Here is a 14,748-nt window from a genome sequence, read left to right on the forward strand (position 1 = left end):
CGGCGGCGGCCTCTGCGACGCCGCGTGTCATCGTCGCCGCCCACGCGTGCGGCGCCCTGGGGCTGGACACCACGTCGGTGACCGAGGTGCCGGCGGACCCTTGCCCAGCCCCTGCGAGCGCTACGGCGGGCTCTGCGGGGGCGCTGGCGGCCCTGGGGGCGTCGGAAGCTGCGCCGACTGCGACAGGCCGCCGTTCTGAGCCCGTGGCGGTGTGCGGGCGCTGTGGTGTCGTCATCCTGTCCGGCGCCCCCCGCTGGTCGGTCGTGTGGGGCTCCCGCACCGTCTGGGCGGAGCACGACGGCCCCTGTCCATGATTTGAAGCTCTGTACGCCTTTGCACGGCCCTGGCGGGCGTCGCCCGCCTCCCGGTGCCGCCTGGGGTGTCCGAGGGCGTCCTGAAGGCGTCCAGGGCTGTCCTGGGGTGTCTGGGCCCGCCCGCTCCCTGCCGAGAGAGGCTGCTCATGATCTGTAAGGAATGTGCCTGGGAGGCCGACCACCCCGTTGCTGCACGGGAGTTCCCGGAGCGCGGCCACGGCGCCTGCCGCGGCGTCAGCTGGTGCGACTGCGCCCACGGCGAGCGCAATCCCTGGAATCTTCCGGAGCGGGGGAGCAGCGGTGAATGATGCCGAAGCCATCGCAGAGTCCGCCGCACAGCTCGCCACCGGATGTGAAGAGCGCGTGCAATTCACGGTCATCGTCCGCCAGCACGCGCCGCAGTGCCGGCTCCAGCGGGCGGCCATGACGCCGGGGCGGCGCAAACACCATGAATGCGACTGTCCGGGCCATCTCGAAGAGCGGGCGGAGACGAAGCGGTTTCCTGCGCTCATCCAGCAGTTGGAGGCGGCCGTGTTCGAGCCGGCGTCTGCCGCCGGTGATTCCGGGGGCGGGGCCGACAAGCCGCATTCGAATCCGCCCGGCAATCAGGCTGTGCTGGATCTGCTGTTCGCCGTCAAGGCGCGGACGTTCGGCTATTACCACCAGCTGCGGAACGCACTGTTCCCGGACTACCGCGATGCTCCGGCCACGTCGACCGCCAATGCGCTGGCACAGATCGCCGACTGGGCGGCCATGGCGTGTGACGGGACGCTGGAGTGCAGCGAGGAACTGGTGCACGACATCCGCACGGGGCTCGGCCGGCTCGTGCGCGGTGCGAGGATCACGCTCGGCCACGACGCCCCGCAGCGGATGCTGGCCGACACCGTCTGCGGCGAGTGCGGCGGCGCCCTGGTGGTCGCCGACGACGCCTCCTCGGACGTGCGCTGCATCGGCACGCCGGAGGCGCCGCCGTGCGGTACGAAGTACTTCAGGTGGCAGTGGGTCGACCTTCTGGAAGGGGAGGGTGCGTGAGGGGCTACGACTGTGTGCGCATCGAGATCACTGCTTTCGTCTCCGGCACAACGCGCCGGATGACGAGGAGCAGGACCGTCTGTGGGAAGAGCTGTGCGAGCGCGTCAGAGCGGTCGCGGGAGATCCGAAGTACGCCGACCTGTGCGTGACGATGTGAGGTGGAGGACCGGATGACCGATGGGCTCGCCGTATTCCTGCGGGCGAGGGTTGCAGAAGACATGGAAGCTGCCGCAGATGCGGCGGTTGCCGGGTGGGATGACCGCGACGTGGACGCAGGCAGCCCGGTGGCGCGCCATGTCGTACGGCATGACCCGGCCCGGGTGCTGATCGAGGCCGGGTCCCAAAAGCGCATCATCGAAGAACACGCGCCGTCCAGGCCGGAGTACCTGAAGCGCACGGAGCGGGGCTGCCAGACGTGCTGCACTGCTCAGGCATGGGATGCGCAGGCGAACGAGTCGAACTGCCTGACTCTGCGCCTGCTCGCCCGTCCCTACGACGACCACCCCGATTTCCGCGAGGAGTGGCGGTCGTGAACGCTGATCTTGTCGAGTTCATCCGGGCGCGGCTGGACGACGACGAGCAGGTGGCACGGGCGGCGAGTGACGGTCCATGGGCTGCGTGGGTGGGACCGCCGCTGCAAAGGCTCGGCGCGCTGATGCATCCTGTCCGGACAGCCGGGGAGGGCCCTTCGTTGCAGCCCACGATCGAGACGGCCTTGTGGATGGACTCGCGGCACATCGCGGAGTGGGACCCGGCCCGCGTCCTCGCCGAAGTCGAAGCCAAGCGGGGGGTTCTCGACAGGTACGAGCGCGCACTGGAGAACCGTCGCGCCCACCCGGGCGACCTCGCGTCAGCTGGTGCAGTCCTTGCGCTGCATGGGGTGGTCAAGACGCTCACCCTGCCCTACGCCGGTCATCCCGACTACCAAGAGCGGTGGCGCCTGTGAGCGGCGACGGCTGGACTGCCGAGGTGAGTTCATGGCCCGCACGGAGGCCGTGGCCGCGATCGACCGCAACTCCGAGCGCGTGCAGGAGCTGGCGGGCCGCATGAACCGCTCCGAGGGCAAGGGTGCCGGGATGCACGCCGGGCGGGCCTACCTGGTGGACGGGGCCGGCGTGCTGGGCACTGTGATCGCCATCTATCTGGCCGTCAGCAAGTGAGGGAAGCGGTACTACTGGGGTCGACCTTCTGGAAGGGGAGGGATACGTGAGTGAGTCCGAGGAAACGGTGACGGTGAGCCTGGTGTGTGATGAGTGGGAGGAGCCGTTCGTCCGTCCGGACCATCACCCGAGGGCAGTTGGGGCAGCGGCTTATGCAGATTGAAGAAATGGCGGCGGAGGGCCAGTGACTGACGACCTGGTCGCGTTCCTGCGGGCGCGGCTCGATGAGGATGAGGCTCGTGCCTTTCACTGGCACGGTCTTGCGTGTGAGATCTTCCGGCGCATCGGTGGGGGCTTGAACACCATGGTTGCCGTGGTGGCCATGCTCCATGAGGCGCCGGGCGCCGTATGCGACTGCGACGGGCCGGCCCGCCTCCTTTCTGATATCGGGGCCAAGCGGCTGGTCCTCGCCGAGTACGAGAAAGAGGAGCGGGTGATGGAACGGGGCCACGTCACCGGGTGGACGGAGGGAGGGCAGGCCGCGCGCCTCACGGCGCTCAGGGCGTTTGCCGCCGTATACGCCGATCACCCGGATTTCCGAGAGGAGTGGCGGCCGTGAGTGCTGATCTCGTGGAGTTCATCCGGGCGCGGCTCGGCGAGGACGGGGAGGCAGCCCGAGCGACGACCGAGCGGCAGCCGTATACCGAGTGGGACGCGGTCGGAGCGGGTGACGACAGTGATTCCAGGCTGTCTCACTGGGAGGTCGTGAAGATTGCGTGCCCGCATCCGACTCCGGCGGCGAAAGCGATCGCTGTTCACATCGCCCGCCACGACCCGGCCCGTGTGCTCGCCGAAGTCGAAGCCAAGCGGGAGATCGTGGATGACCTGGCTGCGGTCGCCGGCGGGGACTACATCGACGCTGGCGAGCCGGTGCTCGCTGAACGCGTCCTGCGCCTGCTCGCCCTGCCTTACGGCGGGCATGCGGATTTCAATGAGAGGTGGCGGTCGTGAGCGATCACTCAGCGGCGCAGACCGACGTGCTTGTCAGTTCATTCCTTCTGCGCGAGTTCCTGGAAGTCGCCCGCGAGAGCGTGGGGAGCGTTTCGCGCTGGCGCCGCCGCCAGGTGAGCGACGACGCCCGGCACCTCGCCGGCTGCCCGACCGCGAAGGTCGTCGGCCAGGAGGCAGGCGTCGACACCTCCGACCCGGACTGCGGGTACGCGACGCTCACGGCTGTGATCGGCTGCGAGCACGGCCGTGAGCATGAGTTCGCGTACGGCGACTTCGGCGACCTCGCCGACCTGATCGCGCGGGTTGTCGATGAAGAGTCGCGCAGGCTAGCTCAACGTGAGGAGCGGCGTCCGTGAATATCTGGCGCGCTTACTGGCATTCGTACGGCATCGGCTACGGGCTCTTCCGGGCATTCATGGTCACCATGTGGGGGGCGAGCGGCGTCGGCATGCTCGCCGGTCTCGCGTGGACCTGGTGGGAGGGCCGGCCGTGAGGCTCGCCGACACCGAGGCGGCCTGCCTGTACACCGGCAGACCGCGCGGAACGCTGTACCGCTGGGCAACGGAGGGGCGCATCACCCGGCACGGCAGCAGAGCGCAGAACGGGGCTCTGTGGGACGTTGACGAGCTGCCCGCGCGTATTCCGGGCGAGCCTTTGCCCAAGCCGCCTCCCGTGCGCCAGGGGGCAGTTGCTTGACACTGTGAGCTCGGTGACTGAAGATGGGGCCGTACCAGGCGTGCCCAGAGCCGCCTGAAGAAGCTCCCCCGGACCCGCCTGCTGACCCTGGTGGGTCCTTTTGCTGTGCGCCGCCGTCGGGCGGCGCGGCTGGAGCCCGTGGCCCGGTAATGCGGCCACGCGGATACGGACGGCCGTCTGAAGGCCGTTCCGCTGCCCGCTTCACTGGCGGGCCCGTGGTTTGAGCGGGGGCAGACCCTTACCCGAGGGAATCTCGTGGTGAATGAACGTGCTGACGTACTTTCGGCTTCCGGGCGTCACAGGAAGCCCAAAGCGTGGAAATCCAAACGCAAGTTCGCCGTAATCGCGGCAACGGGCGTGGCGGGGACGGGGCTTACCGCCGTCGCGGCGCGTCCGGCCGAAGCCGCGCCCGCCAGCGTCTGGGACAAGGTCGCCCAGTGCGAGTCCGGCGGCAACTGGAAGATCAACACTGGCAACGGCTTCTACGGGGGCCTCCAGTTCACCCCGAGCACCTGGCGGGCGTTCGGGGGCGGTAAGTATGCCTCCCGCGCTGACCGGGCGACCAAGGCGCAGCAGATCGCGATCGCCGAAAGGGTGCTCAAAGCCCAGGGCCCCGGTGCATGGCCCGTGTGCTCCGTACGGGCCGGTCTCCGGCGCGGTATGGCCGCGCCCTACAGCGGGGCCGCCAAAGCGGCGGCGCCCAAGTACAAGAAGGCGCCGAAACGCGCTGCCAGCGGCACCGGGGCCAGGGCGGCGGCGTACGCACTGCGGCAGCTCGGCAAGCCGTACGTCTACGGCGCCACCGGCCCGTATGCCTTCGACTGCTCGGGCCTGACCCAGGCGGCATGGCGTGCGGCTGGCGTATCCATCCCCCGCACCTCCCAGGCGCAGTGGCGGGGGCTGAAGCGGGTGCCCCTGAAGAACCTTCGGGTCGGCGACCTGGTGGCCTACTACCGGGGCGCCTCGCACATCGGCATTTACATCGGGGGCGGGCGCGTTGTGGAGGCACCCCGCCCGGGGCGCAGTGTCCGGATCTCCAGGGTCAATTCCCAGCCCGTGCTGGGGGCGGTGCGTCCCGCCGGCTCGACAACGGGGGGCGGGGTGGTGGCCAAGGCCGCCCCGAAGAACAAGGGGGTGCCCCGTACCCAGGGGGCCGCTGGCGCCACGAAGGGGGCTTTCTCCGCCAAGGGGGACACACCCAAGGGCAGGGGGGCCGAACAGCGGGAGGGCGCCCGCAGCGGCAGGGGGCCTCTCGACGGGACGGGTACTCCCAAGGGCGGTGGCGCCCGTGCAGTAGCAGGAGCCAAGCAGTACAAGGTCAAGCGTGGTGACAGCCTGTCGCGTATCGCCGCAGCACACAACGTGCGTGGTGGCTGGCGAACGGTCTACCGCGCCAACCGCTCTGTGGTCGGAAGCAACCCCCACATGATCTACCCAGGCCAGAGCCTGGGGCTGCCCCGGTAGCCCGCCTGTCCATGCGTACCGCACTTCGCTTGTGCTGTCTGAGCCTCACCGTCATGGCACACATGTGTCCCGATACAAGGAGCACTGTGTGCCATGGCTGATGAGGTTGTCCGTTGTGCTGGACGATCAGGTGCTCGATGGAGAACAGCAGTAGCACAGCTCAAGCGTGAGTCCTCGCCTGTGTGCTGGATCTGTGGTGCCGACATCGACATGACACTGGACTACCGAGACCGAATGTCATGGACTGCTGATCATGTGACACCACTGTCTCTTGGTGGTGATCCGTACGACCCCGCGAACCTTCGTCCTGCCCATCGCCGCTGCAATTCGATCAAGGGTGCAGGCCGTGCCCCGGTCCCACTGGTCGCCTCGCGGCGGTGGTGATCGAATATTCAGAGTTATGCGGTATATATACACAGTGACGATCACGCTCTGCATAGTCATGCTGCATAAATCCATGGATGGCTATGCAGGGCGGCGATGTCGATCGCTCCTCCTCATTCACATAGCCGCAGCTCAGAGCGTTGATCGAGTGGCCGGGGGGTGGATCTCCGACGTGGATCTGGTCGCCGGTGACCCAACGCCCTTATTGACCGATTTTCTCTCTACGTGAAAAGTGCCAGGTCAAGGCTTGATCCAAGGGCGTGGTGGTTGCTGTGCAGGTCGGCGCACTGATCGGTTCGCCCGGGTATGCAGCGCACTGCACTGTGAATGCATAAACCGGCCGAGTCTATGCGGCTTATGTATATCCGCCATCCGCTGCCTCGGTTCTTTTATGCAGTGCTTTGCGGGACGGGAGGCGGTCATGGCCACGGACTGGACGAAGGCCCCGGACGCCGTCCTGGACTGGCGCTGGGACTGGACGGAGTGGCTGGCCGACGGCGAGACCATCATCACGTCCACGATGACGGTCTCCGCCGGGCTCGTGCTGGACAGCAGCTCGAATTCCCCGACTTCGGCGACCGCGTGGCTCTCCGGCGGGACGCCGGGCACCCCGTACCTCGTCGCGAACCGCATCGTGACGAGCGCCGGCCGCACCGACGAGCGGTCGGTGACGATCCGCGTCACGAACCGGTGACCCTCTACGTCGTCATGGGCCCGCCCGCCGCCGGGAAGACGACCTGGGTCGCGGCGCACGCGGTGACCGGGGACATCGTCATCGACTACGACCGGCTGCTGAATGCCCTCACCGCGGAGGGCGCCTTCGTCCGCGGCATGGGCCGGCCGCTGGCCACCGTGGCGTACCAGGCGCGGGAGGCCGCGATCCGCGAGGCGCTGCGGCACACCGGCACGCACGAGGTGTTCATCATCCACACCATGCCCAAGCCTGCCCTGCTCGCGAAGTACAAGCGCTACCGCGCTCAGCTTGTCACCGTGGATCCGGGCCGGGACGTGGTGGAGGAACGGTGCCGCGCGGAGCGACCGGACAGCTCGATGGACGGGGTGCGGCGCTGGTATGCGTCGCACGCCGTCCGCGGGGAGGCGGCTACCGCTGCGGGTGCGGTACCGGCTCGTACGGCTGGTGCATCGCGGAGCTGGTAGCTGTGGCAATGGGCATGTTGATCTGCACGGATAAATCGATGTTTCCGGAGGTGACGGGGAGCGTCAGTAGCGCAACGACGCTGAAAAAGTTTCTCCATCTGATCTTTTTTCGACCGTGGGCCATTTAGGGACCTTTCTCGTCGGGCAGCGTTCGAAGGAGGGTGAGCGCTTCGTGTTCTTACCTGGGCTGATGCAGGTTGAAACTCTGGCCTGTGTGCGGCCCCGTATGAGGGGGATACCCACCCAACAACAGCAGAAAGCGGACGGTTCTACCGTCGTAGCGGTCAACGTAACTCAACGTCGCCTACTCGTTACGAATGGCTTTTCGGGCCTTCCAGTAGCGGTGTGACGAGGCAAAGACTCGGAACATGGGGTGGAAGTAGTCCCGACACCACCTGGTCAGTGGCGTGATGATCAACATGAACATGCCCAGCATGATGGACAGCAATATTCGACGGGCAGCGACCGGTGAAGGGGAGGGTGTTTCCGTGGCGAGGAAGGCCAGCGAGCTGTATTCCGCCAGGGCGAGCAGAATGGTGACTACGACCCACCCCGCGCTGAGTGCCAGAGAGGCGATCGCGGTCGGGGTCACGCCGCTGCGGCGTGCGCCAGTGATGACGGCGTTCCGCTCCTCTTCGGTTCGAGCTGCCAGCAGAGCCTGCGTTGATTCCTCGATGAGACGGGCTTCCGTCAGGCCGACGTCTCTGGTCCTTGTACCGTAGATGCGCATCTCCACGACGGCGACCAGGACGATGACCGGTGCGACGGCCGCGGCCGTGGTCGCGAAGGCTTCTGTCATCTGCACGAGTGGAGTCTTCCGTGCCGACTAGGTGCCGCGCGGCGGTTCGGCGGCAGTGACCGCTGTGCGCTCGTCCCGCCCACCCGATGTCCCGGATCTCGATCGCGCCGGCGTGCGGCGTGTACTGTACCCAGCACCGCGGACCGTGCGCCTCGCGCACCTCTTCGACGCTGCCGGGATCGCGCACGTCCGGCCAGGTCCGCGGGCTCGCACGTACCGTCTCGATCAGGCGGAGCACTTCGCGCCGCGCCTCGTCCGTTGGCAGCTCCGCCATCACCTCGACTGCCAGCTCTTCGAAGACCATGCCGTGCATCTGCACCCCCGTGTCCGTGATGTGGGCAGCACGGTAGGGGAGTTGGCTGCGCCTCGCTGCGGCCTGTGGATAACTCCGGATCGGCGCGACGAAGGCCCCGCTCCTTCTGGTGCGGGGCCTTCGCGTCAGCGGGTCCTGCCTACCGGCGGTACCGCCAGAGCAGCCACGAGGTCACGGCGGCCATCGCCTCGACGGCGATGTGCCGGATGTCGACGCCGGTGCCGAACGCGGCCACGTAGCCGGCCACATAGCCGCTGGCCAGCGCTAAGACGATGACCTTCGGCTGCCGGGGCCCGTCGCCATCGGCGGCGGCGGGCTGCATACTGGGCATGTGTTACCTCCTGGGTGTGCGATCCGGTGGGTGACCATCCGCCGCTCCCCGCGGTTGCTTCCTACGGCTGGTCGCGGGGGCGGCGGAAGACTTTTTATGGTTCTTCCTGCTGGCGAGCTTCCCGTTCCGCCATCAGCAGGGCGACTTGCTCTTCCAGAACTGCGATCCGAGCCTCAGGCGACTCCTCCTCGTTTGTAGGGGCGCGTCGCGGAGGCCGGGGCGTTTCACCTTCGCTGTATAGCAACCTCGTCACAGCTTGCAGTAGCTGGAGAATCGTACGCGCTTCGGTAGCGATCCACTCGTCCTCGTGCTCTTGCAAATCCCTCAGAGTTTCATACAAGAAGGCCAGGGCTTCGCCTAGTTCCGGATCGCTCGTGGCGAAATCATGGTTAATTGCTTTCAGTAGGCGGTGCAGGCTGACGGGGGCGTACTTGACAGACGGGGGAACCTGTCCGCTCTCTCGCACTGTCGCGACTAGGTTCATTGTGCGTGCATGAACTTCTTGTGGAAGCAGGGTCAGGTCCCGACGAAGCGGCTGAGCAGGATCCAAGCGCTCGTTCAGCTTTCGATAATTTTCGCCCAGGGCCACTGCATCTTCCCAGCTCTGATCGAGGGCCCGCTTCCGTCTCCGCATGCCGACATCTGATGAGGCGTCAGCGTGAAACCTGCTATGGGCGGCGGACTTGGATACGCCTAGATGAGCGCCGATCGTCTCCCAGGAAGTGCCGAGTGCCCTTTCCGTGGCTACAGCTCGACGTAGAGCCTGCTCGGCCACATCAACGAGCTGCCGTGCCTGGTGTACGTAGGTCCCAGGGGCAACTGTGATTTCTGAGGAGACCGAGGGGGGCGGTGGCTGCTCGGCCTGCGCCGACTCAGCATCGCGGGCCGAGAAAGACATGTGGCGAGAGTGCAGCATGACGATACGTCACGTCAACCCAGCCAGACTTTTCGTCTGGCCGGTGATACATCGATAGGAAGCCGCAGGCTTGGCGGGGTGCATGGACCGAGGGGTCGTGCATCGCGCGACCTCATGCTCTCCCCGCAGACAGGAGACCCATGGCAACGCACTTGGCCACGGCGGTGCAGAACGCGATGTGCGACGCCGCCGTGGACTACGTCGACGCCGGCGCGGGCGTCGGCACCATCAAGATCTATACGGCTACGATGCCGTCCAGCGCGAACACCGCGGTCTCCAGTCAGACGCTCCTGGCCACGTTCACGCTGGTCGATCCGGCGTTCGGCTCCGCATCATCCGGCGTCGCCACGCTGGCCGGTACGCCCATCACGACGACCGGCGCCGCAGCTGGCACGGCGGCCTGGTTCCGCTGCGCTACGAGCACTCCCGGGACCTGCTTCGACGGCACCGTGACGGCGACGGGCGGCGGCGGTGAACTCCAGCTCAACACGACGACCATCTCTGTCGGCGTCAGCGTAGAGATCACCTCTGGCACCTTCACCATGCCCTCGGGCGAGTAGTGGCCATCGCCTTCCAGAACTCCACGACGGCCGGTGTCGGCTTCGCTTCGACAGGCGTGATCAGTGTGCCGTCCGGGGTGGCCGACGGCGACGTGCTGCTGCTGGCGTTCGTGCTGGAGGAGTCCGCCGCGTCCCCGGCGGTCACGGGCTGGACGCAGGCCGCGACGGTCAGCGGCGGTGGCACCCAGGACAACCTGACGCGGGTCTGGTACCGCCGTGCCAGTTCCGAGCCGGCTTCGTACACCGTCACCTTTGGCGGGTCGTACGGCGACAGCGCGGCGCTGGCCATGCTCCGCTACACCGGCGTCGTCTCAAGCGGCTCGCCGCTGCGGACGACGGCGACCGTCAGCCGGGTGGCCTCGCTCGGCACCCCGCAGACCAGCGCGGCGCTGACCGGAGTGCTGGCCGGGGACATGGCCGTGCACACCGCGGGCGTCGTCAAGGCGACCTGGAACAGCGTCACTTACACGCTGGCCGGGCCGGGCGGTTCGTGGGCGCAGCGCGCCAACATCGTGGCGTCGGCCGACTCGGACCCGGGCGTGCTGATGATCGACCAACTCGGCACGGGGACAGCCCCGGCCTGCACTGCCGCGGGTACCGGTGCGACGAACACGGCCTGGTGTTTTGCCGCTCTGGCGCTCATCCCGGAGCCGGAGGCGACCGGTGCGAGCACGCACATCCTCAGCACGGCTGTCCGCCGTGCCTCTACTTGGTGAGGCGGCGTCATGGCAGTTCTGGAGCCAAACCGGTACCCGCTGATGTGGATGAACGGTGAGTCGGACCGCGTCGCGCTGTACGCCCTGCGGGACATCAGCGCGACTGACATGGTTGACGTTGTCCAGCAGTTCACCGTCATCAAGCGCGCTGTGATCATGGGTACGACGGTCGCGGCGGCGGTCGGCGCCAGCATCTCGGGCACCACCGTCACCATCCCCGCAGGGGCCAGCCGGGACGGCGGGTACCTGCTGGTCTACGGGGTGGCAGGCGTCGCATGACCCTGTACATCGCCTACAACTGCGCGATCGACGTGACCACGGGCGTCATGGCGGGCACGAGCTACACCACGGGCGCCAAGTGCGCCGTGCAGCTCGCGACGCCGTCCACGATCAGCGTCCGCGTGGTCGAGTGGGGCGTCTCCTTCAACGGGTCGGCAGCCGGGACTCCGGCGGTCTGCACGCTCGCGCAGGCCAGCGCGGCGACCACGTCCCTGACTGCGCACAGCACGAGCACGGTGATGCCCGTCGGCGACAACGCCAAGGCATCCAGTCTGACCATGGGGACCGGCTCCACCGGCTACGGAGCGGCGACCATCATCACGAACACCACGGAGCGGCAGTTCGCGGGCGCTTTCGTGGGCCCGACGAGCCAGTATGAGAAGCAGTTCCCGCTCGGGCGCGACTTCCTTGTGCTGCCCAGCAAATACTGCCAGTTGAGGATCAACACCGCGGCGACGCTGACCGCCATCGCGTACATCGTTTTCGAAGAGTGCTGACCCGGCGTCACCAATAGGGCGGTGAGGCATGGCCAGGCTCGGGCGCGGGCATCCCGCAGGCGCGTACGTCACGCTCGTGCAGCCGCCGGTCGTCGCCGTCGATGCCCGCGGGGATCTGGCCGCCGCTGCTCCGGCCGCGGCATCAAGTGCCACCGGCGCCGTCAGGGCGTCGGGAACGCTGTCCGCGGCTGCTCCGGCGGCCACAGCGATCGCCGCGGGCTCAGTGGAGATCTCCGGGAGTCTCGTGGCGGCCGTGACGGCGCCGGTGGCGGCATTCGGGGGAGCCGCAGAGACCTCCGGAGATCTCGCGGCTGCTGCCGGGCCCGCCGCGGCGACGGTCGCTGCAACAGCCGCGGCCAGGGGCCGTCTTGCTGCCGCCGCACCGTTTGCCACATGCGCATTCGCCGCGGACGCAGAAGTCTCCGGCGCGCTCGCTGTCACCGCTCCGGCCGCAGCCGCTGCGTTCACGGCTCTCGTGCCGTACGCGCTGCGGGTCAACGCGCCGCCCGCCACGGTCTTCTTCTTCGGCTCGCTCACGGACCTCCTGGACGTGAAGGTGCCTGGCGCCGTCGCGGCGGCGACGGGTACGGTCACCGCGTCCGGCGAGCTGACTGTGGCCGGTCTCGCGGCCACTGCATCCGCATCCGGCACGGTCAGGGTCTCCGGCACGCTGCCCGGCACCGCGTCGGCTGCCGCGGCAGCTCTCGCCGGCTCGGCGCTGGCCGACGGAGACCTGGTTTCCGCAGTGCCTGTCGCCGCTGTCGCCCTGGAGGCCACGGCCCTGGTGCAGGGCAGCCTGACTGCTGCCGTACCGGCCGCCACAGCGGCCCTGGCGGGCAGGGTTTCGACGGATGCCTTGCTGGCGGCTGCTGCTCCTGCGGCCGTCGCGGACGCGGATGCGGTCGTGACCGTGCGGGGCAGCGTTGTACTGACCGCCCTGACGGCCCGCGCGGGCGTCGTGGGCCGCCTCAGCTCTCCCGGCTCGCTGAATCTCCTGGCCCTGGCACCGTCGGTGTCCCTGGCGGTCAGGGCGGCGGCTCGCGGTGCGCTCGCCGTCACCGCCCCGGCGGCCGACTTCGACGGTGTCAGCGAGACCCGTATCTCCGGGCCGCGCGTCGTCGTGGTCTACGGCGAGGTGCGGACCCTCTACGTCACGCGCGAGCGCCGCACCGTGCTGGTGGAAGCAGAGTCCCGGACTCTGACCGTCCCGCCATCGCTGCGGGAGGTGGATATCGGCGCTGAGCCGCGGGCTCTGGTGGTAGGGGGGGACCTCGCATGACGATCTTCCGCAAGGCCATCTCGGATGGAGACAGGCGCGTCCAGCTCGAAGCGATGCGCGACCAGCTCGCCGCCGCCATACAGCGGGAGACCAAGGGGAGCGACATCGCGGCCCTGACGCTGCGGCTGATGAAGGTGCTCGAAGCGCTGGACGGCGTGCCCGACGACCAGCAGGCCAGCGCCTTCGATGAGCTGTCTGCGCGCCGCGTGGGCGGCGACAAGAGTGCGGCCCGCCGCCAGGGCGGCCGACGGCGCCGCGGCAGCACGTGAGCGGCCCGGTCATCCCGCTGCGCGGGTCGCAGACGCCCCGCATCCTCTCCGCCCCGCCGCGTGTGACCAGTGCGGGCAGGGATGCGGTGGAACTTGCTGCGATTGCAGGTCTCACCCTGGACCCGTGGGAACGGCTGGTCCTGGACGAGTCGCTGGGGATGCGTGGCGACGGCACCTGGTCCGCCTTTGAGGTGGGGCTCATCGTCGGCCGCCAGAACGGCAAGGGCGTCGTCCTGGAGGCCCTGGAGCTGGGCAGTCTGTTCCTCTTCGACGAGGAGCTGTGCATCCACTCGGCCCATCTCTTCGACACCAGCCTGGAGGCTTTCAACCGCATCCTGGGCCTGATCGAGAACACACCCGACCTGGACCGCATGGTCAGGCGGGTCAGCCGCAGCCATGGCGACGAAGGCATTGAAGTCTTCCGGGACGGGGCGCTGCGGCGGCTCCGTTTCCGTACGCGGACCAAGGGCGGCGGGCGCGGATTCACTTGCGACCGGCTGATCATGGATGAGGCGATGATCCTCACGGACCAGGCGGTGGGCGCCATCCTGCCGACGCTGTCCGCGGTGCCGAACCCGCAGGTTGTCTACGCGGCGTCCGCGGGCAACCGCGAGTCCACCGCACTTGGCCGTGTACGCACGCGAGGCGCGGCGGGCAGTGACCCGCGGCTCTGCTTCATGGAGTGGTCGATCGATCCCTGCACGCAGTTCTGCTCGCAGGACTGCGAGGAACACGACGCTCAGGGCCTGACAGCCGATCCGCGCTGGAGCGCGGAAGAGCGGGACCGCCGTCTCTCGCGGCTGTATGCCTCGTACGCCAGGGCCAACCCAGGCTTCGGCATCCGTATCGGCGGCATCAACTCGCCGGAGCGCTCCGTCGAACACATCGAGGCGGAACGGCGCTCCATGAGCGCGGAGGAGTTCGCACGCGAACGCCTGGGCGTCGGCGACTGGCCGGTCGAGGGCGAGAGCTGGCGCGTCATCGGCGAGGCGTACTGGAAGGCGTGCATCGACCCGCTGTCGTCGCCCGTCGGCGACCTCGCCTTCGGCGTCGACATGGCACCGGACCGGTCTATGGCCTGCATCACCGTGGCCGGGCTGAATCCGGACGGCCTGACGCACATCGAGATCACGGCGGACGAACAGCTCGACTACCGGCCCGGCGACCGCTGGGTGGTACCCCGGATCGCCGAACTTGCGGAGCGATGGAAGCCGGCTGCCATCGTGATCAACAAATCCTCTCAGGCCGGCTCACTCATACCCGGCCTGGAGAAGCAGGGCATCGAGACCGTCTCGCCGACGGCCCGTGAGTACGCGCAGGCGTGCGGCGACTTCGGCAGCGCGGTCGTCCCGACGAGGGGCAGCTCCCCGACGCTCGTGCACCTGGACCAGGTCCCCCTGACATCTGCCGTCTCGGGCGGCGAGAAGCGGGACCTGGCCGATCTGTGGGCCTGGGACAAACGGGGGGCTGCCGTCGACATCACGCCGCTGTCCAGCGCGACGCTCGCCCTGTGGGGGCTGCGCCAGGTCCTGAACGCCGCGCCTGCCGCGGAGCCCTGGGTGGTGGTCCGGTGACACGCAGACAGCTGCTGGTGGCGGTCGCTGTCGCTGTCGCCATGGTGAGTGCCGGT

The 14,748-nt window shown here is 68.3% G+C and carries 22 protein-coding genes; 19 read left to right on the top strand and 3 right to left on the bottom strand.

Features of this window, described 5'->3' with window-relative positions:
• The first annotated feature begins 614 nt into the window (after window positions 1-614).
• From ACH4FX_RS12330 to ACH4FX_RS12385, 12 genes are all read left to right on the top strand, one after another.
• Window positions 615-1,346: a hypothetical protein gene (locus ACH4FX_RS12330; protein WP_398477877.1), complete on the top strand. Its 732-nt coding sequence runs from the start codon at window positions 615-617 to the stop codon at window positions 1,344-1,346.
• 170 nt (window positions 1,347-1,516) lie between these two features.
• Window positions 1,517-1,879: a DUF6221 family protein gene (locus ACH4FX_RS12335; RefSeq protein ID WP_398477879.1), complete on the top strand. Its 363-nt coding sequence runs from the start codon at window positions 1,517-1,519 to the stop codon at window positions 1,877-1,879.
• Window positions 1,876-2,292, top strand: coding sequence for a DUF6221 family protein (locus tag ACH4FX_RS12340; RefSeq protein ID WP_398477881.1), 417 nt, complete (start codon window positions 1,876-1,878; stop codon window positions 2,290-2,292). Before ACH4FX_RS12335 ends, ACH4FX_RS12340 begins: the two co-directional genes overlap by 4 nt.
• Before the next feature lie 31 nt (window positions 2,293-2,323).
• On the top strand, window positions 2,324-2,506 hold the full coding sequence (locus ACH4FX_RS12345; RefSeq protein ID WP_398477883.1) for a hypothetical protein: 183 nt from the start codon (window positions 2,324-2,326) through the stop codon (window positions 2,504-2,506).
• 184 nt (window positions 2,507-2,690) lie between these two features.
• A complete protein-coding gene (locus ACH4FX_RS12350; RefSeq protein ID WP_398477885.1) occupies window positions 2,691-3,065 on the top strand; it encodes a DUF6221 family protein in 375 nt (124 codons plus the stop codon).
• Entirely contained in the window at window positions 3,062-3,457 is a 396-nt protein-coding gene (locus tag ACH4FX_RS12355) for a DUF6221 family protein (protein ID WP_398477887.1), read from the top strand. Before ACH4FX_RS12350 ends, ACH4FX_RS12355 begins: the two co-directional genes overlap by 4 nt.
• Window positions 3,454-3,813, top strand: a complete 360-nt coding sequence (locus ACH4FX_RS12360; RefSeq protein ID WP_398477889.1) for a hypothetical protein — start codon at window positions 3,454-3,456, stop codon at window positions 3,811-3,813. Before ACH4FX_RS12355 ends, ACH4FX_RS12360 begins: the two co-directional genes overlap by 4 nt.
• Window positions 3,810-3,950 carry a hypothetical protein gene (locus ACH4FX_RS12365; RefSeq protein WP_398477891.1) on the top strand — a complete coding sequence of 47 codons (141 nt, stop codon included), beginning with the start codon at window positions 3,810-3,812 and terminating at the stop codon, window positions 3,948-3,950. The genes ACH4FX_RS12360 and ACH4FX_RS12365 overlap by 4 nt, the downstream gene beginning before the upstream one ends.
• 458 nt (window positions 3,951-4,408) lie before the next feature.
• Entirely contained in the window at window positions 4,409-5,617 is a 1,209-nt protein-coding gene (locus ACH4FX_RS12370; RefSeq protein ID WP_398477893.1) for a transglycosylase family protein, read from the top strand.
• A 93-nt stretch (window positions 5,618-5,710) separates the two neighbouring features.
• Window positions 5,711-6,001: an HNH endonuclease signature motif containing protein gene (locus ACH4FX_RS12375; protein WP_398477895.1), complete on the top strand. Its 291-nt coding sequence runs from the start codon at window positions 5,711-5,713 to the stop codon at window positions 5,999-6,001.
• 421 nt (window positions 6,002-6,422) lie between these two features.
• On the top strand, window positions 6,423-6,695 hold the full coding sequence (locus tag ACH4FX_RS12380) for a hypothetical protein (protein WP_398477897.1): 273 nt from the start codon (window positions 6,423-6,425) through the stop codon (window positions 6,693-6,695).
• Window positions 6,692-7,159 (top strand): AAA family ATPase, encoded by a 468-nt coding sequence (locus ACH4FX_RS12385; RefSeq protein WP_398477899.1) that lies wholly within the window; start codon window positions 6,692-6,694, stop codon window positions 7,157-7,159. The genes ACH4FX_RS12380 and ACH4FX_RS12385 overlap by 4 nt, the downstream gene beginning before the upstream one ends.
• 304 nt (window positions 7,160-7,463) lie before the next feature.
• Here the strand turns inward: ACH4FX_RS12385 and ACH4FX_RS12390 are convergent, their stop codons facing one another.
• The 3 genes from ACH4FX_RS12390 to ACH4FX_RS12400 form a co-directional block, all read right to left on the bottom strand.
• Window positions 7,464-7,964 (bottom strand): hypothetical protein, encoded by a 501-nt coding sequence (locus ACH4FX_RS12390; RefSeq protein WP_398477901.1) that lies wholly within the window; start codon window positions 7,962-7,964, stop codon window positions 7,464-7,466.
• Window positions 7,965-8,410: 446 nt separating this feature from the next.
• Window positions 8,411-8,602: a hypothetical protein gene (locus tag ACH4FX_RS12395; RefSeq protein WP_398477903.1), complete on the bottom strand. Its 192-nt coding sequence runs from the start codon at window positions 8,600-8,602 to the stop codon at window positions 8,411-8,413.
• 94 nt (window positions 8,603-8,696) lie between these two features.
• Window positions 8,697-9,191 carry a hypothetical protein gene (locus tag ACH4FX_RS12400; RefSeq protein WP_398477905.1) on the bottom strand — a complete coding sequence of 165 codons (495 nt, stop codon included), beginning with the start codon at window positions 9,189-9,191 and terminating at the stop codon, window positions 8,697-8,699.
• A gap of 467 nt (window positions 9,192-9,658) precedes the next feature.
• On the opposite strand from ACH4FX_RS12400, the gene ACH4FX_RS12405 reads away from it, so the two are divergent.
• The 7 genes from ACH4FX_RS12405 (at window position 9,659) to ACH4FX_RS12435 (ending at window position 14,692) form a co-directional block, all read left to right on the top strand.
• A complete protein-coding gene (locus tag ACH4FX_RS12405; RefSeq protein ID WP_398477907.1) occupies window positions 9,659-10,078 on the top strand; it encodes a hypothetical protein in 420 nt (139 codons plus the stop codon).
• Window positions 10,078-10,794: a hypothetical protein gene (locus ACH4FX_RS12410; protein WP_398477909.1), complete on the top strand. Its 717-nt coding sequence runs from the start codon at window positions 10,078-10,080 to the stop codon at window positions 10,792-10,794. The genes ACH4FX_RS12405 and ACH4FX_RS12410 overlap by 1 nt, the downstream gene beginning before the upstream one ends.
• Before the next feature lie 9 nt (window positions 10,795-10,803).
• On the top strand, window positions 10,804-11,073 hold the full coding sequence (locus ACH4FX_RS12415; RefSeq protein WP_398477910.1) for a hypothetical protein: 270 nt from the start codon (window positions 10,804-10,806) through the stop codon (window positions 11,071-11,073).
• Window positions 11,070-11,570: a hypothetical protein gene (locus ACH4FX_RS12420; RefSeq protein ID WP_398477912.1), complete on the top strand. Its 501-nt coding sequence runs from the start codon at window positions 11,070-11,072 to the stop codon at window positions 11,568-11,570. Before ACH4FX_RS12415 ends, ACH4FX_RS12420 begins: the two co-directional genes overlap by 4 nt.
• A 475-nt stretch (window positions 11,571-12,045) precedes the next feature.
• On the top strand, window positions 12,046-12,849 hold the full coding sequence (locus tag ACH4FX_RS12425; RefSeq protein WP_398477914.1) for a hypothetical protein: 804 nt from the start codon (window positions 12,046-12,048) through the stop codon (window positions 12,847-12,849).
• Window positions 12,846-13,118 (top strand): hypothetical protein, encoded by a 273-nt coding sequence (locus ACH4FX_RS12430; RefSeq protein WP_398477916.1) that lies wholly within the window; start codon window positions 12,846-12,848, stop codon window positions 13,116-13,118. Before ACH4FX_RS12425 ends, ACH4FX_RS12430 begins: the two co-directional genes overlap by 4 nt.
• Window positions 13,115-14,692, top strand: a complete 1,578-nt coding sequence (locus ACH4FX_RS12435) for a terminase (RefSeq protein WP_398477918.1) — start codon at window positions 13,115-13,117, stop codon at window positions 14,690-14,692. Before ACH4FX_RS12430 ends, ACH4FX_RS12435 begins: the two co-directional genes overlap by 4 nt.
• Window positions 14,693-14,748 lie beyond the last annotated feature (56 nt).

It is taken from the genome of Streptomyces sp. NPDC018019, from assembly GCF_044327805.1.
Lineage (GTDB): Bacteria > Actinomycetota > Actinomycetes > Streptomycetales > Streptomycetaceae > Streptomyces.